The sequence below is a fragment of the Xenorhabdus thailandensis genome (assembly GCF_037996785.1).
Taxonomy (GTDB): Bacteria; Pseudomonadota; Gammaproteobacteria; order Enterobacterales; family Enterobacteriaceae; genus Xenorhabdus; species Xenorhabdus griffiniae.
In genome coordinates this window covers 676,261-698,086 of the sequence record NZ_JBBMXF010000012.1, presented here as the reverse complement: position 1 = coordinate 698,086, position 21,826 = coordinate 676,261, and the positions used below count along the sequence as shown (strand labels likewise).

The window sequence follows — 21,826 nt, the reverse complement described above, 5'->3', positions numbered from 1 at the left end:
AGACGCAAAAGTCGGTAGGGATAGAAATAAATGGGCTTTGCCTGTTTCTCTCATCTGCTGAGCGCGTATAATAGGACCGGTTTTTATTGCTTGCTAATTAAGCAATTTTTTGCATTCGGTAAATGACCTGTCTGTTATACGAATGTTATGCGAAAAGGAGGATAATGATGGCGGCGATAGCCCCAGTAATAACCGTTGATGGGCCAAGTGGTGCTGGCAAGGGAACACTATGTCAGGCATTGGCTGAAGCGTTAGATTGGCAGTTGCTTGATTCAGGCGCCATTTATCGTGTATTGGCACTGGCTGCCATCCATCATCAGGTGGATATCCAGTCTGAAGACGCACTGGTTCCTCTGGCTGCAAACCTGGATGTTCGTTTTTTGCCTGCAAATGGCAAACTCCGCGTCATTCTGGAAGGCGAAGATGTCAGCAATGAAATTCGTACCGAAACCGTTGGAAATACGGCTTCACAGGCGGCGACATTCCCACGTGTCCGTGAAGCACTCTTACGTCGGCAGAGAGCTTTCCGCATTGCCCCTGGGCTGATAGCCGATGGACGTGATATGGGAACAGTCGTATTTCCCGACGCGCCAGTGAAAATATTTCTTGATGCAAGTGCGGAAGAACGCGCCCGCAGACGTATGTTGCAGTTGCAGGAGAGAGGTTTTAGTGTTAACTTTGAAAATCTTTTGTCCGAGATACAAGAACGGGACTTCCGCGATCGCAATCGGGCTGTTGCGCCCTTAGTGCCTGCACAAGATGCATTGATCCTGGATTCGACCAGTATGTCTATCGAAGAAGTGATTGATAAAGCACTGGTTTATGTGAAAAACGCGCTGGAAATACCCGCATAATCGTTAATTTTCGCAAATAGACTATTGCAGTCGCGTATCAAGAAGATGTATATAGAATTCTAGTGTATTGGTAGTGAAATATTCTGGTACACTAAAACACCTTGTAACAGGGAAAAGTTGCGAGGTATGTAAAACAACCCCATTCGGCTGGATGCTTAATGGACGTTAATTAAAAATCTTGAAGATCATAAACATGACAGAATCCTTTGCTCAACTCTTTGAAGAATCCCTACAGGCTATCGAAACTCGTCCAGGCGCCATCGTTCGTGGTGTCGTGGTTGCTATCGATAAAGACGTTGTATTGGTTGACGCAGGCCTGAAATCAGAATCTGCAATTCCTGTAGAACAATTCAAAAATGCTCAAGGTGAGCTGGAAATCCAGGTTGGCGATGAAATCGACGTAGCTTTGGATGCGGTAGAAGATGGTTTCGGTGAAACTGTCTGTCTCGTGAGAAAGCGAAACGTCACGAAGCATGGCTGATGCTGGAAAAAGCATACGAAGAAGCTGAAACTGTCACTGGTATTATCAATGGCAAAGTAAAAGGTGGCTTCACTGTAGAACTGAACGGCATCCGTGCGTTCCTGCCAGGTTCACTGGTTGACGTTCGTCCAGTTCGTGACACTGCTCACCTTGAAGGCAAAGAGCTTGAGTTCAAAGTCATCAAGCTGGATCAGAAACGCAACAACGTAGTTGTTTCTCGTCGTGCAGTTATCGAATCTGAAAACAGCGCAGAACGTGATCAGCTGCTGGAAAACCTGCAAGAAGGCATGGAAGTTAAAGGTATCGTTAAGAACCTGACTGACTACGGTGCATTCGTTGATCTGGGTGGCGTTGATGGCTTGCTGCACATTACTGATATGGCTTGGAAACGTGTTAAACACCCAAGCGAAATTGTCAATGTGGGCGATGAAATCACAGTTAAGGTACTGAAATTCGACCGTGAGCGTACTCGCGTATCTCTGGGTCTGAAACAACTGGGTGAAGATCCATGGGTAGCAATCGCTAAGCGTTATCCAGAAAGTACTAAACTGACTGGTCGCGTAACTAACCTGACTGATTACGGCTGCTTCGTTGAAATCGAAGAAGGTGTTGAAGGTCTGGTACACGTTTCAGAAATGGATTGGACCAACAAGAACATCCACCCATCCAAAGTTGTTAACGTTGGTGACGTTGTGGAAGTTATGGTTCTGGATATCGATGAAGAACGTCGTCGTATCTCCCTGGGCCTGAAACAGTGCAAAGCTAACCCTTGGCAGCAATTTGCTGAGACGCACAACAAGAACGATCGCGTTGAAGGTAAAATCAAGTCTATCACTGACTTCGGTATCTTCATTGGTCTGGAAGGCGGCATTGACGGCCTGGTTCACCTGTCTGACATCTCCTGGAACGTTGCAGGTGAAGAAGCAGTTCGTGAATACAAAAAAGGCGACGAAATCGCTGCTGTAGTTCTGCAAGTAGATGCAGAGCGTGAGCGTATCTCTCTGGGCATCAAGCAACTGGCAGAAGATCCATTCAACAATTACCTGTCTGTAAACAAGAAAGGTGTCATTGTTACTGGTAAAGTCACTGCAGTTGACGCAAAAGGTGCTACAGTTGAATTAGCTGACGGTGTTGAAGGTTACCTGCGTGCATCAGAAGCTTCTCGTGACCGCGTTGAAGATGCAACTCAAGTTCTGAACGTTGGCGATGAAGTTGAAGCTAAATATGTTGGCGTTGATCGCAAAAACCGCGTAATCAACCTGTCTGTTCGTGCAAAAGACGAAGCTGATGAAAAAGACGCTATCGCTTCTGTGAACAAACAAGAAGACACAAACTTTGCTAACAACGCAATGGCTGAAGCTTTCAAAGCAGCTAAAGGCGAATAATCTAAGTCAATAACGGCGGGTAATGTTCTCTATAATGAGAATGTTACCCGAATACGGTAGTTTAGGGAGGTACCATGACCAAGTCTGAATTAATCGAAAGACTTGCAGAGCAGCAATCTCACATGCCGGCCAAAGCCGTTGAAGATGCAGTGAAAGAAATGCTTGATCATATGGCAGAAACACTAGCCGCAGGTGAACGTATTGAAGTTCGCGGATTCGGCAGCTTTTCTCTTCACTACCGGGCTCCGCGTGTGGGTCGTAACCCTAAAACGGGTGAAAAAGTGGAATTGGACGGTAAATATGTTCCCCACTTTAAACCCGGTAAAGAGTTACGTGACCGCGTGAATATCTATAGCGATAGCTAAGATATCAGTTATTACTTAATTAAACTAACGGCACCTTACGGTGCCGTTTTTTGTATATACTAATCGCCTTTCAAGACGCGTCTTATATCTCCCAGCGTAGCGGGGATAAACAATATGCATCCTGAAGTGAGATGGGTATATATCTAATTTAATGTATCTCTGGTTTTTGTGAGAATAGACGTATTTTTTTGAGATCGTTTCTTTTGTTTAAAAGTTAATTTGCGAAGCGATTCCACGAAAACATTTCTCTAACTGGCAGTAAGATTTACTATGTCATAAGCTCTCTTGCGTGAATGGAATGTCAGCACAGAGGCATAATGGATGCAGCCGATAATATTTTCTCTTTTTACCTGTTTGTTTACCATTTGGCGAAAACCAACGCCACTTATCAGTCTAAATTGGGCGGCATTAGCCATTATATTGGGAGTTTTTCCCTTATTATTCCTTGCAGAGCTTCCTCAACAAAAAGTCATTCAATACCTGGTTATCCTTGCGTTTTGCTTATTATTTTTTCCTTATAAGATTATACGACTAGTATCATTAGCATTATGGGCATTTATTTTCGGATGTTGGCATGGCCAGCATATATTGGCTCAAGTCACCTATTTCAGCGAAACATCCCGCACTGCAATCGTTATGATTGATAGTGTATCGTTGGAAAATAATACGAAGAAGGAAGATAAGAAGGCGCGTTATCGTATTAAGCTGATTGAGAGTGATGGGAAATATATTATTCCTGCCTTATATGCGTCAGTATCATGGAACTCTCAAGAGTTGCTATGTGCCGGTCAGAAGTGGCAGATGACAATGAAACTCAGACCTGTTCATGCTCAATTAAACCATGGTAGTTTCGATAGCCAACGATATTCACTTTCTATTCGCCAGCCATTGAATGGAAAAATTATTGAGGCAAAACCTCTCGATAAAAATTGTAATCTCCGACAAAGTCTCATTAATAAGCTGTTACCAGAAATCCAACCATTAAAACAGGCGGGTATTGTCTTAGCACTCTCGTTTGGTGAAAGGACGTGGTTGGATAAATCCACTCGCTTGCTATTACAGCAGACAGGTATTGCGCATTTGATGGCAATTTCAGGGCTGCATATTGCAATGGCCAGCTTATTTGGCTGGAGTTTTGCAAGAATGACGCAGTTTTTCTTTCCTGCAAAATGGATTGGATTTCGCTTTCCATTGATCATGGGCTGGTTAACCGCAATGCTGTATGGATGGTTATCTGGTTGGGGAATTCCAGCCGTTCGGGCAATATTAGGGTTAACTTTATGGATTTATTTACGGTGCAAAAGCCGGTTGTGTTTTTCATGGCAATGGGCTTTATGGAGTGCCGCCCTGATTTTATTTTTCGATCCTTTGGCAATACTTTCTGACAGTTTCTGGCTCTCATTTACTGCGGTAATGGCACTGTTATTTTGGTTTTATTGGATGCCTTTGCCAAAAAAGATACGTCAGGGGTGGCAGTGGTCATGGCTGCGAGCACTGCATATACAGTTGGGCATGTTGCTAATGTTGTTACCGTTACAGCTTTTGCTATTTCAGAGCGTTAATATTGCATCATTGGTGGCTAACCTGTGGGCTATTCCAATTATTTCTTTTTTATCTGTTCCGTTGGTTATGTTGGGGATGGTTTGTCTCTTTCTTCCGGTGATCCAACCCTTTTTATGGCAGCTTGTTGATTACAGCATTTTATTTGCTTTGGCACCTTTACCTATTTTGACATATTCATGGTTTGAAACAGGGTACTATCCGATAGGTATTACGTTAATCGGCTGGTTTTTTGTTGTGATTTGGCGCTTAGGTTGGTGGCGCTCCTATAAATGGTTGTTGGGCGTTTGCATTGGAATCATGGCGTGTTATTCCAAACGTTCTAATGATTATCAATGGCGTTTTTCCATGCTGGATGTGGGGCATGGATTAGCTGTGGTCATCGATAAGGGAGGGGAAGCGATTGTATTTGATACAGGAAATCGTTGGGAAACGGGCAGCATGGCAGAAAAAGTTATTGAACCCTATTTACGTTGGCATCGGTTAACACCAGGGCAAATAATCCTGAGTCATGATCATTTGGATCATACGGGAGGAATGGAATATCTAGCTGAAAAGTATCCCGATATCCAAATTAGAAGCCCTTCTCTAAATCAGGCTCATTTACCTTGTGTCCGTGGTGAAAAGTGGACATGGCAGGGGTTAAATTTTGCCGTTCTTTGGCCACCAGAAAAGTCAGTTATAGTTGGCAATGATCAATCTTGCGTGATCCGTATTGATGATGGTAGATACAGTCTGCTATTAACAGGAGATCTAGAAAAGCTGGGCGAATACCGCTTATTGGAGCTTGAGAAGGATCATCTGCGTGCAACAATACTACAAGTACCTCATCATGGGAGTAACACTTCTTCTACTTCGGTGTTTATACGCAGAGTTATGCCTCGATATGCTCTGGCTTCAGTTGCACGCTATAGCCCGTGGCGATTGCCTTCAGCAAAGGTGAAACAACGCTACAAAAATGCTGGCATTAAATGGCATAGCACAGCGGTTTCTGGTCAGATAACCGGCTATTTTTATCGCGATGACATTAAATTAAAAGGTTATCGACAACAAATAGTGTCACGATGGTATCATCAGTGGTTTGGTATTCGTGGCGATCATGAGTAGAATGATTCGCTATTTCTTTTGGTTTTGGTAACTCACTAATGAATGATAAAGACCTTTCTACCTGGCAGACCTTTCGCCGATTGTGGCCGATCATCACTCCTTTTAAAATCGGGCTGATCGTCTCGGCGGTTGCGTTAGTCATTAATGCTGCCGGTGATACATTGATGCTTTCCTTGTTGAAGCCTTTGCTTGATGAGGGTTTTGGCAAGGCAGACATTGGCGTATTGAAGTGGATGCCACTGGTTGTTATCGGATTGATGTTGTTGCGTGGCATATCTGGTTTTATATCGAGTTATTGTCTCTCTTGGGTATCAGGCAAAGTGGTCATGCAGATGCGTCGCCGCCTGTTCAATCATATGATGGGAATGCCTGTTTCCTTCTTTGACCAGCAATCCACGGGGACTTTGCTTTCCCGTATTACATACGATTCAGAACAGGTTGCCTCCTCTTCCTCCGGTGCATTAGTGACGGTTGTCAGGGAAGGCGCATCAATTATTGGCCTGTTTATACTGATGTTTTATTACAGTTGGGAACTCTCGCTTATTTTGATCGTCATTGCGCCGATAGTTGCGGGAGTTATTCGTCTTGTTTCCGTGCGTTTTCGTAATATTAGTAAAAATATGCAAAGCAGCATGGGGATGGTAACAACCAGTGCTGAACAGATGCTGAAAGGGCACAAAGAAGTTTTAATTTTTGGTGGTCAAAAAGTTGAAACTGAACGCTTTAACAAAGTCAGCAACCATATGCGCAGCAGGGTATGAAAATGGTCACTGCTGATTCCATTTCAGATCCGATTATCCAGCTTATTGCTTCTTTTGCACTGGCATTTATCCTGTATGCAGCCAGTTTTCCTGAAATTATGGGGGCTTTAACCGCAGGGAAAATCACTGTTGTATTTTCATCTATGATTGCCCTGATGCGCCCATTGAAGTCCTTACTAACGTTAATGCACAATTCCAACGTGGTATGGCTGCCTGCCAGACCTTATTTACTATCCTGGATATGGAGCAGGAAAAAGACGAAGGTAAATTGGAAATCAAAAAGGCAAAAGGCAATATTGAATTCCGTCATGTTACTTTCTGTTATCCAACCAAGGATCATCCTGCATTGAAAAATATTTCAATGACAATCCCAGCGGGAAAGACGATTGCATTGGTGGGTCGTTCAGGATCAGGTAAATCGACAATTGCCAATCTCATGACGCGTTTTTATGACGTGAATGAAGGTGAGATAGTATTAGACGGTCATGATCTGCGTGAATATACCCTGGCTTCACTGCGTAACCAAATCGCGTTGGTATCGCAAAATGTCCATCTATTCAATGATACGGTTGCCAATAATATTGCTTACGCTAGCGAAGGATGCTTTAGCCGCGAAGAGATAGAGCGGGCGGCAGAAATGGCTTATGCAATGGACTTTATCAAAAAACTGGATAATGGCCTTGATACCATGATCGGTGAAAATGGTGTTTTGCTTTCTGGGGGGCAGCGTCAGCGTATTGCGATTGCCCGTGCTTTATTGCGTGATTCTCCGATTTTAATTTTGGATGAAGCCACTTCTGCATTGGATACAGAATCTGAACGGGCAATTCAGGCTGCATTAGATGAATTACAGAAAAACAGAACTTCATTGGTCATTGCTCACCGCCTTTCTACTATTGAAAATGCCGATGAAATTATCGTCATTGAAGATGGGAATATCATAGAAAGGGGCAACCATGCGATTTTATTGCAACATGATGGGGCATATGCTCAGTTACATAGGATGCAATTTGGCCAATGATTGAACGCATATGGTCAGGCCGCTCGCGGCTTTACATCGTATTATTGCCATTATCAGCCCTTTATGGGCTGATAAGTGGCTTGCGGCGTTTAAGCTATAAACTAGGGTTGAGCCGCTCCTGGAAAGCACCAGTGCCTGTTGTGGTTGTCGGTAATTTGACGGCAGGAGGAAATGGCAAAACCCCGGTTGTTATTTGGCTGGTTGAACAGTTGCAGCAAAAAGGTTATCGGGTTGGCGTTGTTTCGCGTGGTTATGGCGGGAAATCGGCACATTACCCGTTATTGGTTACCGATGAAGTGACAACGGCACAAGCAGGGGATGAACCTGTTTTAATTCGTCGTCGTACTGGTGTACCTGTTGCAGTGGCACCAAAGCGAGCAGAAGCCGTTCAGGCATTATTGGCACATGCTCCGGTTGATATCGTCATTACCGATGATGGTCTTCAGCATTATGCCTTGCGGCGTGATTATGAGATTGTCGTCATTGATGGCGTTCGTCGTTTTGGCAATGGTTGCTGGTTGCCTGCTGGCCCTATGCGAGAACTGGCGGGACGCTTGAATAGCGTCAATGCCATCATTGTTAATGGTGGAACACCCGAATCGGGTGAATTACCAATGACTCTAAAGGGCGATTTGGTGGTTAATTTGCTGACTGGGGAAACGCGAAAGGTGACTGATCTTTCCAATGGTGTTGCGATGGCAGGAATTGGTCATCCACCACGTTTTTTTGCAACATTGCAGCAATTAGGAGCGAAATTACAGAAAACATACGCTTTTGCTGATCATCAGGCGTACGAAAAATCTCAACTATTGGCCCTGGCAAATAGTGATCAAAATTTATTGATGACAGAAAAAGATGCGGTTAAATGTTTCCAATTTGCCCAACCTAACTGGTGGTATTTGCCTGTACACGCTGAATTGCCCGAGGAAAAAGGGCAAAAGGTGTTGAATGATATCTGTGCTTTACTGCCAGCATTAAATACTCACCAATAATGTCAGGCTATTCTCACTTCACCATACTAAGCAAAATAAGGTAAATTAAACAAAGCAACAAAGTTAACGGTGATACATTGCTTATGGTATTCTGAGCCACATTAAATTTGATGGGGGATATATGGATCACCGTTTACTCGAAATCATTGCTTGTCCGCTATGTCATGGCAAGCTCAGTTATGATAAAGAAAACTTTGAACTGATTTGTAAGTTTGATCGTCTCGCTTTTCCCTTCCGTGATGGCATTCCTGTGTTGCTAGAGAATGAAGCACGTGTCTTGCCTACAGAGGAAAATCAATAACCCATGTTTACCGTTATCATTCCGGCACGTTTTTCCTCAACCCGTTTACCTGGAAAACCATTGGCTGATATTCATGGTAAGCCAATGGTTGTGCGTGTGATGGAACGGGCTGTCCGTTCTGGTGCTGATCGGGTTATTGTGGCAACGGATCATCAAGAAGTGTTTAATGCAGTCATTGCCGCAGGCGGTGAGGCTTGCATGACACGTGAAAATCACCATTCAGGTACAGAGCGTTTGGCTGAGGTTATCGATAAATACCAATTCGCTGATGATGAAATTATTGTGAATGTTCAGGGTGATGAACCCCTTATCCCAGAACAGATCATCAAACAAGTGGCTGATAATTTAGCTGACAGCGATGCAGGAATGGCAACACTTGCCGTGCAGATCCAGGATGCAGAAGAGGCATTTAATCCCAATGCTGTCAAAGTTGTGATGGATTCGCAAGGTTATGCCCTCTATTTTTCTCGCGCTACGATCCCATGGGAACGTGATCGCTTTATGCAATCAACAGAGTCTATTGGAGAGCATTTCCTGCGCCATATTGGAATTTATGCGTATCGGGCGGGGTTTATTCGACGTTATATCCAGTGGTCACCAAGCCCCTTGGAAAGTATCGAAATGCTCGAACAATTAAGGGTGCTTTGGTACGGTGAAAAGATCCATGTAGCAAAAGCCCTACAAGCGCCTGGTACAGGGGTTGATACACCGGAAGATCTACAAGCCGTCAGAAAAGTTTTTGCCACACTCTGATCTTCTTGTCTGAAATCGGGTGAAATTTAAAAGAGAATGCCGTAACGTTTATACGGCATTCTCTTTTTTCGTCACACTTCACTGCTAATTCTGATGTTATTTCTCACCCTCTTTTGGTTGAAGGTCTTTTGATTGTTCAATACGTATATCCTGACTTACCGGTTTAATAGCCTGCCAGATGTGGCCTAATGTCTCATACCAGGCACGCTCAGTGTGTGATAAATAGTAGGAAGAAGGAAGGTATTTTTCCCACGAATATAGAGGTGTTGTAACGGCTAATTGATTGGCAGGACCCGCAATGGGATGCAGGCCTCGTTGTGCAAAAAACTTGAGAGATCGTTCCATATGGTTGGCAGAAGTGACAAGAATGAAAGGTTGTTGTCCGACGATTTTTTCAACTTCAGCAGCTTCTTCTTCTGTATCTAAGGGTTTTTTTAATGCTATCGTGTCTTCTACAGGAATTCCCAGAGATTGTGCTACCATAGCAGCAATTTCGGCACTGCTAATGACATTAACGCCTTTACCGCCAGTAAAAATCATTTTAGCGCCAGGATTGAGACGATATAACCGAATCCCCTCCGTCACTCTGGGCAAGCTGTTACTAATAAGATTGGCGCTGGGAGCCCAGTGGGGGTTATAAGTAAAACCGCCGCCAAGAACCACAATATATTTTATGGGAGTGGTAGGTGTTGTGTCTGGTTCATAGCGTTGAACATATTTTCCCTCGACAGGGAGTAAGAGTTTATCCGCAATAGGTTGTAAACTAAATAAAAGTAATGTCAACCAACTGAGTGATAAAATGGCTTTCCCTGTTTTTTGCCAACGGGTAAACCATAGTAATAGCAGGGCGGCAAAAGAGACAATAATAATCAACGGCAAAGGCATTAATAGCGAGCCGATATATTTTTTTAACAGAAATAACATTGATTGGCCTTGAGTTGGTTAAACTATAATCTTATGAGGGCGAGTTTAAGGCTAAAAGTAGTTAATTAAATGATTACTGTGCCAAAATAACAGTAGTAAAAATAGCAGTAGATAACATCATTACTCAATAGATAAATTAAACTTAGCTTATAAATGAGGCGGCTTTTCATGCGGGATCGCAATTTCGATGATATTGCAGACAAATTTTCGCGTAATATTTACGGCACAACCAAAGGTAAAATCAGGCAAGCCGTTGTCTGGCAGGATATTAACGAATTGCTGAATCATTTGCCTCAACGTCCTTTGCGCATTTTGGATGCAGGGGGCGGTGAAGGTAATATGGCCTGCCAATTAGCTGAATTGGGACATCAGGTCATACTTTGTGATTTATCAAAGGAGATGATTCAGAGAGCGAAACATAACGCTGAAGAGCGGGATGTTCTCGATCAGATGCAATTTATCCAAAGCCCGGTACAGGAAATTCACCAGCATATTAAACAGCCCGTTGATCTGATTTTATTTCATGCTGTCTTGGAATGGATCACCGACCAAAAAGATGTAATAGAAACATTGGAAGAGATGATAACGCCCGGTGGTGCACTTTCATTAATGTTTTATAATGCAAATGGGTTGGTCATGCGTAACGCCATCTTGGGTAATTTTCATTTGGCGACGCCTAATATTCAGCGTCGTCGAAAACGTTCTCTATCACCACAAAATCCATTAATACCAGAACAGGTATATCAATGGCTAACTGAATTTAAGATGGAAATAACAGGTAAAACAGGTGTGAGAGTTTTTCATGATTACCTGCAAAGTCGTCAATTACAAGACACAGATTTCCCAGCGTTGCTTGAACTTGAACAGCGTTATTGCAGACAGGAACCTTATATCAGCCTGGGGCGTTATATTCATGTGATGGCACGCAAGCCTACCTTAAAGAGCGAATTATGAGTGAATATTCCCAGACGGTTCCTGAACTTGTGTCTTGGGCCAGAAAAAACGATTTTTCAATTTCGTTGCCACCAGAACGGTTGGCTTTTTTGTTGGCTATTGCCGTATTAAACAGTGAACGGCTTGATGGTGAAATGAGTGAAGGGGAGCTGGTGGATGCCTTTCGTGAAGTCTGTAAAGGTTTTGAGCAGACTTCAGAAACGGTATCTGTCAGGGCGAATAATGCCATTAACGATATGGTTCGCCAGAAGTTACTTAACCGTTTTACCAGTGAATTAGCGGATGGCAATGCCATTTATCGCCTGACTCCACTGGGAATTGGTATCAGTGATTATTACATCCGCCAGCGTGAATTCTCCACGTTGCGTCTTTCTATGCAGTTATCTATCGTTGCTAACGAATTGCATCGGGCAGCAGAGGCAGCCGAAGAAGGGGGCGATGAATTACATTGGCACCGCAATGTTTTTGTTCCTCTCAAATATTCCGTCGCTGAAATTTTTGACAGTATCGATATGTCCCAGCGCTTGATGGATGAACAGCAAAACAGCGTAAAAACTGATATCGCCGCACTACTCAATCAGGATTGGCAGGCGGCCATCGCTAATTGTGAGCAACTGCTGTCCGAAACCTCCGGCACGTTGCGGGAACTTCAGGATACTTTAGAAGCGGCGGGCGATAAATTGCAGGCGAATCTATTACGCATCCAAGCCGCGAATATGGACAGCGGCGGTTCTGAGTTGGTCGATAAACTGGTTTTTGATTTGCAAAGCAAACTGGATCGCATTATCAGTTGGGGGCAACAAGCCATTGATTTGTGGATAGGTTATGACCGCCATGTTCACAAATTTATCCGAACTGCCATTGATATGGATAAAAACCGCATTTTTGCCCAGCGTCTTCGTCAATCTATTCAACACTATTTTGACAGTCCGTGGGCACTGACAGTCGCTAACGCAGAACGTTTTTTGGATATGCGTGATGAAGAGCTGACTCTGCGTAATGAAGAGGTAATGGGTGAGTTACCGCCAGAAATGGAATACGAAGAGTTTAGTGAAATCAATGAACAATTAGCTGAAATGATAGAGCAGGCGCTGGTGGTTTACCAGCAGGCAAAACTTCCTCTGGATTTGGGAGCTGTACTGCGCGACTACCTTGTCCAACATCCACGTAAACGTCATTTTGATGTGGCACGTATTTTGGTGGATCAGGCAGTAGGTTGGGGGTTGCAGAAGCGGATTTCTCTGGGTTGCCAGCGGAATGGTTAGCGATTAATGATTACGGAGCCAAGGTACAGGCACATGTCATCGACACATATTGAACAATTTATGCCAGTAAAACTGGCTCAGGCATTATCCAATACACTTTTCCCTGAATTAGACAGCCAACTGCGCGCAGGGCGCCATATTAGTCTGGATGATCTTGATAATCATGCTTTTCTGATGGATTTTCAGGAAGAGTTGGAAATGTTTTATGCGCGTTATAACGTCGAGTTAATCCGTGCACCAGAAGGTTTTTTCTACCTGCGTCCCCGTTCAACGACGCTGATCCCGCGCTCTGTGCTGTCTGAATTGGATATGATGGTGGGTAAAATCCTATGTTACCTTTACCTTAGCCCAGAGCGCCTGTCCAATCAGGGGATATTTACCTTTCAGGAACTGTACGAAGAATTATTGTCATTGGCAGACGAAAATAAGCTGATGAAATTAGTGAACCAACGTTCGACTGGTTCAGATTTGGATAAACAAAAATTGCAGGAAAAAGCGCGTACAGCTTTAAACCGCTTACGCCGTCTGGGTATGGTTTATTTCCTGCAAAACGACAGTAATAAATTTACGATTACTGAAGCGGTATTTCGCTTCGGCGCAGATGTACGCAGCGGTGATGACCCACGCGAGGCACAATTGCGGATGATCCGTGATGGTGAAGCCATGCCAGTAGAAAGGGAAACATCGCAGGAAGATAATGAACATGAAGAAGCATCAGGGCATTCAGCAGAAGGTACGGAGGATGAGCAGTCATGATTGAACGTGGTAAATTTCGCTCACTGACGTTAGTTAATTGGAATGGTTTTTTTGCCAGAACGTTTGATCTTGACGAACTTGTGACAACGTTATCCGGCGGTAATGGTGCTGGTAAATCAACCACAATGGCAGCCTTTGTCACTGCATTGATCCCTGATTTAACATTGCTCCATTTCCGCAATACGACAGAAGCGGGGGCAACTTCAGGTTCACGTGATAAAGGGTTGCACGGTAAGTTGCGGGCAGGTGTTTGCTACTCCACGCTGGACGTGGTTAATTCACGTCATCAACGGATCATCACCGGAGTCCGTTTACAGCAAGTCGCAGGACGTGATCGAAAAGTTGATATTAAACCCTTTATGATTCAGGGCGTTCCTGCGTCGATTCAGCCAACGCAGCTATTGACTGACAATATCAACGAACGTCAGGCGCGGGTGCTGCCGTTAAATGAACTAAAGGAACGCCTTGATAAGATGGAAGGCGTTCAGTTCAAACAATTTAACTCGATTACCGATTACCACGCCCTGATGTTTGATTTGGGTGTGATCCCAAAACGTTTGCGTTCAGCGAGTGACCGCAGCAAGTTTTATCGTCTGATAGAAGCATCATTATATGGCGGAATTTCCAGTGCGATTACCCGCTCATTGCGTGATTACTTGTTACCGGAAAACAGCGGCGTCAGAAAAGCATTTCAGGATATGGAAGCCGCATTGCGTGAAAATCGCATTACGTTGGAAGCTATCCGTGTCACCCAATCCGACCGTGATCTTTTCAAGCACCTTATCACAGAAGCTACGGCTTATGTGTCTGCTGACTATATGCGTCATGCCAACGAACGTCGCGTTCATCTGGATGAGGCACTGGCTTTGCGTAGTGAATTATTTGGCAGCCGCCGCCAACTGGTCGCTGAACGATATCGCCATGTTGAAATGGCGCGGGAACTGGCGGAACAAAGCGGAGCCTCTTCTGATTTAGAAATGGATTATCAGGCGGCCAGTGATCACCTGAATCTGGTTCAAACGGCGATGCGTCAGCAGGAAAAAATCGATCGCTACCAGTCTGATATTGAAGAGCTAACCTACCGACTGGAAGAGCAGAGCGAAGTTGTAGAAGAGGCGAGAGATCTGCAGGCGGAATATGAAGCCACATGTGAAGCGGCAGAACAAGAAGTTGATGAACTGAAAAGCCAGCTGGCTGACTACCAACAAGCGTTGGATGTACAGCAAACTCGCGCTATTCAATACCAGCAAGCATTGCAAGCATTAGAACGTGCCCGTGAACTTTGCCAGCTTCCCGAACTGTCGATAGAAAATGCCGACGAATGGCAGGAAACCTATCAGGCCAAAGCGCAGCAAGCGACAGAGACGTTGCTGGCGCTGGAACAGAAATTGAGCGTTGCTGACGCAGCGCATAGTCAGTTTGAGCAGGCTTACCAACTGGTAAAAAGTATTATTGGTGAAGTAAGCCGTAGTGAAGCCTGGCAAGCTGCTCGTGAAGCATTGCGTGAATGGCCATCCCAGCGTCATCTGGCTGAGCGCGTCCAACCTTTGCGTATCCAGTTGGCCGAACTGGAACAACGCCTGAACAGTCAGCAAAATGCAGAACGTTTGTTGGAAGAGTTTTGTAAGCGTCATAATCAGCAATATCAGGCAGAAGACCTGGAGGCGTTACGGGGTGAACTGGAAGCTCAGTTGGAAGAATTGAGCCTGGGCGCCAATGAAAGTGGTGAACGTCGTATTCAAATACGTCAAGAATTTGAACAGCTCAAGCAAAAAATTCAAGGGCTGACCGCACGGGCACCCGTGTGGTTGGCGGCACAGGAAGCCTGGAGCAGCTGAGTGAACAATGCAATGAAACATTCGAAAATAGTCACGATGTGACTGAATATATGCAGCAATTGCTTGAGCAAGAGCGTGAAATTACAGTCGAACGTGATGATATTGCTGCACAGAAACGCGAACTGGAAAAACAGATTGAACGTTTGAGCCAACCAAGTGGTGCCGAAGATAGCCGATTGCTCGCATTGGCAGAGCGTTTTGGTGGTGTTTTATTGTCTGAAATTTATGACGACATTACCATTGACGATGCACCTTATTTCTCCGCACTGTATGGTCCTGCACGTCACGCAATTGTCGTGCCTGATCTCTCACTACTTCGTCCACATCTGGAAACATTGGAAGATTGCCCGGAAGATCTCTATTTAATTGAAGGAGATCCACAATCTTTTGATGACAGCGTCTTCCATTTTGAAGAGCAGGAAAATGCGGTTCTGGTGAAATCATCCGATCGCCAATGGCGTTATTCCCGCTATCCTGAAGTTCCATTATTTGGGCGGGCAGCGAGAAAATCGTCTGGAAGCACTCAGTCTGGAGCGTGATACTCTGGCAGAGCGTTACGCGACACTTTCGTTTGATGTGCAAAAATTCAGCGTGCGCATCAGGCTTTCAGTCGTTTTGTCGGTAAACACCTTTCTGTTGTGTTTGATGATGATCCAGAAGCAGAAATTCGTCGTCTGAGTCAGCGTCGTACACGAATTGGAGCGTGAGTTATCGCAATTTGAAACCCAGGCTCAACAACATCAGCAGAAGCTGGTTCAGGTGAAAGAGAGCCTGTCACTATTAAATCGCCTGATTCCACAAATGACGATTTTGTTGGATGAAACCCTGTTTGATCGCGTGGAAACCGTCCGTGAAGAAATGAGTGAAGCTCAGGAAGCGGCTCGTTTCCTGCAACAACACGGTAATGCGTTGGCTAAACTTGAACCGTTGGTTTCGGTTTTGCAAAGTGATCCACAGCAACATGAGCAGTTGCAGAAGGATTATGAAACCGCTGAAACAGAGCCAGAATCAGGCTAAACAACAAACCTTTGCCTTGACGGAAGTTGTACAGCGTCGTGCGCATTTCAGCTACAGCGACTCTGCCGGTATGCTTAACGAAAATGCCGACTTGAACGACAAATTGCGCCAACGCCTTGAACACGCAGAATCTGATCGCAGCCGTGCGCGTGAAAAATTGCGTCAGCAGCAAGCACAATGTGCGCAATTTAACCAAGTCTTGGCATCACTGAAAAGTTCTTATGACACCAAGCAAGACATGTTAAAAGAACTTGAGCAGGAGCTGAAAGATATTGGTGTCCAGGCAGATGCTAACGCCGAAAGCCGTGCCCGTGAACGCCGTGATCAGCTTCATGCGGCGTGAAGTACTAATCGTTCCCGAGTCAACCAGCTTGAGAAGCAGATCGCTTTCTGTGAAGCGGAAATGGAAAACCTCCAGAAAAAACTGCGGAAATCTGAACGTGATTATTATCAGAAACGTGAGCAGGTGGTTTCTTCCAAAGCGGGCTGGTGTGCCGTTATGCGTATGGTGAAAGACAATGGCGTTGAACGTCGCTTACATCGTCGTGAACTGGCTTATATGGATGGTGATGCGCTTACGTTCAATGTCGGATAAAGCATTGGGGGCATTGCGTCTGGCAGTGGCGGATAATGAACATCTACGTGATGCGTGCGTTTATCCGAAGATCCAAAACGTCCTGAGCGTAAAATTCAGTTCTTTGTGGCCGTTTATCAGCATCTGCGTGAACGTATCCGGCAGGATATTATTCGACGGATGATCCAGTCGATGCCATTGAACAGATGGAAATTGAATTGGCGCGTTTGACGGAAGAACTAACCGCTCGTGAGCAGAAACTGGCAATCAGTTCCAAGAGCGTGGCAAATATCATTCGCAAAACCATTCAACGTGAACAGAATCGCATTCGTATGCTGAATCAGGGATTGCAGGCGGTTTCTTTTGGACAGGTTGGTGGTGTGCGCCTGAATGTGAATGTGCGTGAAAGTCATTCCCTGTTGTTGGATGTGCTTTCTGAACAGCAGGAACAGCATCAAGATCTGTTCAACAGCCAGCGTTGACTTTCTCAGAAGCGATGGCAAAACTTTATCAGCGCCTGAACCCGCAAATCGATATAGGACAGCGTTTGCCTCAGACTATCGGTGAAGAATTACTGGATTACCGCAATTACCTTGAGCTGGAAGTTGAAGTCAACCGAGGTTCGGATGGCTGGCTAAAAGCGGAAAGTGGGGCACTTTCTACCGGAGAAGCGATTGGTACGGGGATGTCCATTCTGGTCATGGTTGTACAGAGCTGGGAAGAAGAATCACGTCGGCTGCGTGGTAAAGATATTTCTCCATGCCGACTGCTGTTCCTTGATGAAGCTGCTCGATTAGATGCGAAATCCATTGCAACGCTGTTTGAGTTATGTGAACGTTTGCATATGCAGTTAATTATTGCTGCACCGGAAAATATCAGTCCAGAAAAAGGGACAACTTATAAATTGGTACGTAAGATTTTCAATAACCAGGAACATGTGCATGTTGTTGGGCTGCGTGGTTTTGGGCAAGATATTCCGGTGACTGGGCAATCACAAACACAGGTGCAACCTGTATTGCAAGAATAACTTTATCATTGAATGATATTTCTTCTAAGAAGGGGGCGTATTATGCCCTCTTTCTTAATTGGGATAGAACTTGTTTGGATATTTGTCTCCTTGTGCGGTATGTCTCGTTTTGATGTGGTGATAAAGTTTACTATTTCGCACCGTTACTACTAATGTGAAAAAGGAATAACGATGCGTAAAGTTACCCTGCTATTTAGTACAATTGTGCTTGCTTTTGGTTTGAACAGCATGGCACAAGCAAAAATATTTATGCCTGAGCAAGTTGCTTCAGGTGTTTCTGTGGCAGATTTGGCTCAACGTCATGCGGTACATTGGGTATCCGTAGAGCAGATTAAGCAAAGCCTACAAAACCAACCAGCCATGGCGGTAGGTTTTGATATCGATGATACCGTACTGTTTTCAAGTCCAGGTTTTTATCGTGGTAAATCGGAATACTCACCTAATGATAATAGTTATCTGAAAAATCCGGCATTTTGGGAAAAAATGAATAATGAATGGGATAAATTCAGTATGCCCAAAAAGATCGGTATTGAATTGGTTCAGATGCACTTAAAGCGGGGTGATAATATTTATTTCATTACTGCACGTACAAAAACTAAGACAGAGGCGGTGACTAAATACTTACAGGAAGACTTACATATTCCAGCCGATAAAATGAATGCCGTTATTTTTACGGGTGATGAACCAGGTAAAAATAACAAAATTCGTTGGATGAAAGAGCATAACTTGAAGATTTATTATGGCGATGCAGATACTGATATTGCTGCCGCTCGCGCATTGAATATTCGTGGGATCCGCATTCTGAGAGCATCAAACTCGTCTTATCAGCCCCTGCCTAAAGCGGGTCGCTTTGGAGAAGAAGTTGTCATTAATTCTGAGTATTAATCTTAAAATTCAACACAATATACTTTAATTAAAGGCACTAAAGGTGCCTTTTCTTTTTTTAAGTCATTAAAATTTAAATTATTATGATAAAAATTTTATTAGGTTTTATTTTACCTGGTGAGATCTCATTTGATTAGGTGGAAATACTATCTTAAATAGTAATTATGTATATAATTACCAATATTCTTTCTGATAAAATAGATCTGCGGATAATTATAATAAGTTATTGGATAGCTGAGTCATAATAAGGTGAGGTGAACTCTTATGATGAAGAACACGGTCAGGTTACTGAAAGTTTCTTTTATCTGTAGCACATTGGTGGTATCAGAAGGAACCTTTGCAAATCAACAAAATGGATTATCATCGAGTGTTATGCAGCAATTACCAGCAGAACAAAAAGACGCTGATCCTGTTATTTTAACTGATAAGATAGTTCCTATTCCTTCAGTGATTTCTATTGACGAAAGTCGAAAGCAATTACAGATTTGGTTGCCACAACAAATAAAACCGATATTTCGTGATAAGTTAGCAACTTTATATGCTAACAATAAAATGCAACCGTTGTGGTCAGATAAGAAAACCATTAATCATTTTGAAAATCAATTAGTTGAAATATCGTTAGCGGGTTTTCAGCCTCAATTTGAAAAATGGCTGATACAACTTCATACTCCTGAATTAAGTGAAATGGGACGTGATATTATCTTATCTGATGCTATGTTAGGTTATCTCCACTTTATTAATAATGTCGATAAAAAAGGGAGTTCATGGTTATATAGTCAATCCCCTTATAAAATTGAATTACCTCCGCCCCATTTAATTAATACGTGGCAACAACATATCAATAAAAATAGTATTTTTTCTTATATTGTGAGTTTATCACCAACTCATCCTATGTATGAAAATATGCGTAAGGAGATGATGATCCAATTGGCTGATCAACGGCCATGGACTGGGTTTTCATTTCAAGGAACGCTAAGGCCCGGACAAAGTAGTGAAAGTGTCATTGCATTAAGGAAAATATTGGCTCGTTCAGACATAGTGGATTTATCTGCTGCCAAATCTGATAATAGAGTTTATGATAGAGAATTAACCGCGGCTGTAAAACATTTTCAAGCTCAGCACGGATTGTCAGCTGATGGGGTTATCGGTAAATCCACTAAAGCATGGTTAAATACGACTCCACAAACCCGAGCTAGTATTATGGCATTGAATATCCAACGACTACGGATTATTCCTGGAGATATTCCTACAAGTATTTTAGTTAATATTCCGAATTACTCACTTTTCTATTATTTAGATGGTAAAGAAGTGCTAAGTTCTAAAGTGGTTGTTGGACGCCCCAGTCGAAAAACACCTATCATGAGTAGTGAATTAAATAATGTGGTAATCAATCCTCCGTGGAATGTCCCAACCAGCATGACTAGAAAAGATATTGCACCAAGGGCAATGCGTGACCCTGGTTATTTTCGTACGCGTGGTTATACGATTTTTTCCAGTTGGAGCAATGATGCCAAAATTGTCGATCCTTCATCGATTAACTGGGGCGTAATAACACCGAGCAATTTCCCGTATCGTATCAGGCAAGCACCAGGCCCAACTAATTCTTTAGGGCGTTTTAAATTCAATATGCCAAATTCAGAAGCTATTTATTTGCATGATACACCTAATCAAGCTGCTTTCAGCCGAGAAATGCGGGCTGTTAGTTCTGGTTGCGTACGAGTCAATAAGGCTTCTGAATTGGCTAATATGTTGTTGGGAGACGCAGGTTGGGATAAAACTAAAGTTAATAGTTCATTGAAAACATGGTCAACAAAATATGTTAATATTCCCAAAAAAATCCCGGTTTTCCTCTATTATCAAACTGCGTGGGTTGATGAAGGAAGGAAACCACAATACCGAGATGATATCTATGATTATGATATGAATGCAAGACAGCATTCAGAGTCACTTTACAAGATTTTAGTAGCCAGAAATGATTTATAACTTCTTCTGTTACCAATGAGAATTAAAGCAATAAAATTGGCGTTGATATTTATATATACCAATCTCACTTCAAGATGCATGTAATTTCTCCCCGCGAAGCGGGGAGAAATCAGGTTTCATATCGTGTTGTAAATTGCAGCTTGAAGTTTAATGCGTATAAACAGAGAAGAAAATAATATTTTCTTCTCTGTTATTCTTTATTACTTATTATTTTTAAAGTATTTTTTACTATGGTTCATTTTTAATGAGTGATTTTGTAGTTGACAATAAATTTAATGTGATTTTAATTATGTTAGGTAGATCACAATAATAAGGTGGTAAATTTACAGTAAAATACAAAAATAATTGAAACTATCTTTTATTTTATGATGTCTTATTAGTCGATTAAGTTGAGTTATAAATACATTTAGACAGTATTAATATATTAAAGAATAGCAGGGCATATTATCCATGAATAACATTGACCACGATCGCCGAAAGTGGCTCGGTATAAGTGTGGCCGCATTGGGATTAGGCTTATTGCCTCAATCGGTTTTGGCTGCATTGACAACGCCACGCCCTCGAGTTTTACGTTTTGATAACTTGCATACCGGAGAAACACTCAAAGCCGAATTCTTTGATGGTCATCGGTATAATAAATCAGAACTAGCCCGCCTGAATTATTTATTCCGCGATTTTCGGCAAAATAAGGTTAAAACCATTGATCCGAAATTATTTGATCAAATTTATTTATTGCAAATGCTGATGGGAATAAATAAACATGTTCAATTAGTTTCGGGTTATCGTTCTTTGGCAACAAATAATATGTTGCGTCACACCAGTGGTGGCGTGGCAAAACACAGTTATCATACCCGTGGACAAGCCATGGATTTTCACATTGATGGTGTTCAGCTTACGCATATTCGTAAGGCTGCATTGAAAATGCGGGCAGGGGGAGTAGGGTTTTATCCAAAGAGTAATTTTATTCATATTGATACAGGCCCGGTCAGGACGTGGTAATCTTATTACCAACAATGAGTCTTG

The 21,826-nt window shown here is 43.2% G+C and carries 12 protein-coding genes and 4 pseudogenes; 15 read left to right on the top strand and 1 reads right to left on the bottom strand.

Going from position 1 to position 21,826, the window contains the following annotated elements:
- Nucleotides 1-167 precede the first annotated feature (167 nt).
- From cmk to kdsB, 8 genes and pseudogenes are all read left to right on the top strand, one after another.
- Entirely contained in the window at nt 168-854 is a 687-nt protein-coding gene (cmk, locus tag AAC853_RS13395; RefSeq protein ID WP_338805411.1) for a (d)CMP kinase, read from the top strand.
- A gap of 193 nt (nt 855-1,047) precedes the next feature.
- Nucleotides 1,048-2,720 (top strand): annotated as a pseudogene (gene rpsA / locus AAC853_RS13390) (30S ribosomal protein S1).
- 74 nt (nt 2,721-2,794) lie between these two features.
- Nucleotides 2,795-3,085, top strand: coding sequence for an integration host factor subunit beta (gene ihfB, locus AAC853_RS13385; protein WP_047767557.1), 291 nt, complete (start codon nt 2,795-2,797; stop codon nt 3,083-3,085).
- A 321-nt stretch (nt 3,086-3,406) separates the two neighbouring features.
- Entirely contained in the window at nt 3,407-5,752 is a 2,346-nt protein-coding gene (locus AAC853_RS13380) for a ComEC family protein (RefSeq protein ID WP_340614821.1), read from the top strand.
- Nucleotides 5,753-5,790: 38 nt separating this feature from the next.
- Nucleotides 5,791-7,534 (top strand): annotated as a pseudogene (gene msbA / locus AAC853_RS13375) (lipid A ABC transporter ATP-binding protein/permease MsbA).
- Nucleotides 7,531-8,526, top strand: a complete 996-nt coding sequence (lpxK, locus tag AAC853_RS13370) for a tetraacyldisaccharide 4'-kinase (protein ID WP_338882725.1) — start codon at nt 7,531-7,533, stop codon at nt 8,524-8,526. Before msbA ends, lpxK begins: the two are co-directional and overlap by 4 nt.
- Before the next feature lie 121 nt (nt 8,527-8,647).
- Nucleotides 8,648-8,827: a Trm112 family protein gene (locus AAC853_RS13365; protein ID WP_099133267.1), complete on the top strand. Its 180-nt coding sequence runs from the start codon at nt 8,648-8,650 to the stop codon at nt 8,825-8,827.
- 3 nt (nt 8,828-8,830) lie between these two features.
- Entirely contained in the window at nt 8,831-9,580 is a 750-nt protein-coding gene (kdsB, locus tag AAC853_RS13360) for a 3-deoxy-manno-octulosonate cytidylyltransferase (protein WP_338882724.1), read from the top strand.
- Between the two features lie 96 nt (nt 9,581-9,676).
- Here kdsB and elyC read toward each other — a convergent pair whose 3' ends face one another.
- Nucleotides 9,677-10,504 (bottom strand): envelope biogenesis factor ElyC, encoded by an 828-nt coding sequence (gene elyC, locus AAC853_RS13355; RefSeq protein WP_338882722.1) that lies wholly within the window; start codon nt 10,502-10,504, stop codon nt 9,677-9,679.
- 168 nt (nt 10,505-10,672) lie between these two features.
- Between elyC and cmoM the strand changes: the two genes are divergently transcribed.
- From cmoM to mepK, 7 genes and pseudogenes are all read left to right on the top strand, one after another.
- A complete protein-coding gene (gene cmoM, locus AAC853_RS13350; protein ID WP_338882721.1) occupies nt 10,673-11,458 on the top strand; it encodes a tRNA uridine 5-oxyacetic acid(34) methyltransferase CmoM in 786 nt (261 codons plus the stop codon).
- Nucleotides 11,455-12,776 (top strand): annotated as a pseudogene (gene mukF / locus AAC853_RS13345) (chromosome partition protein MukF). Before cmoM ends, mukF begins: the two are co-directional and overlap by 4 nt.
- A complete protein-coding gene (gene mukE, locus AAC853_RS13340; RefSeq protein ID WP_340614820.1) occupies nt 12,757-13,479 on the top strand; it encodes a chromosome partition protein MukE in 723 nt (240 codons plus the stop codon). The pseudogene mukF and the gene mukE overlap by 20 nt, the downstream one beginning before the upstream one ends.
- Nucleotides 13,476-17,935, top strand: a pseudogene (mukB, locus tag AAC853_RS13335) (chromosome partition protein MukB). The gene mukE and the pseudogene mukB overlap by 4 nt, the downstream one beginning before the upstream one ends.
- Before the next feature lie 171 nt (nt 17,936-18,106).
- On the top strand, nt 18,107-18,820 hold the full coding sequence (aphA, locus tag AAC853_RS13330) for an acid phosphatase AphA (RefSeq protein WP_338882718.1): 714 nt from the start codon (nt 18,107-18,109) through the stop codon (nt 18,818-18,820).
- A 264-nt stretch (nt 18,821-19,084) separates the two neighbouring features.
- Nucleotides 19,085-20,803 (top strand): L,D-transpeptidase, encoded by a 1,719-nt coding sequence (ldtD, locus tag AAC853_RS13325; protein ID WP_340614819.1) that lies wholly within the window; start codon nt 19,085-19,087, stop codon nt 20,801-20,803.
- Nucleotides 20,804-21,253: 450 nt separating this feature from the next.
- The gene (gene mepK, locus AAC853_RS13320) at nt 21,254-21,802 is read left to right on the top strand and encodes a peptidoglycan L,D-endopeptidase MepK (RefSeq protein WP_340614818.1); all 549 of its coding nucleotides are present in this window, start codon (nt 21,254-21,256) and stop codon (nt 21,800-21,802) included.
- Nucleotides 21,803-21,826: the final 24 nt, after the last annotated feature.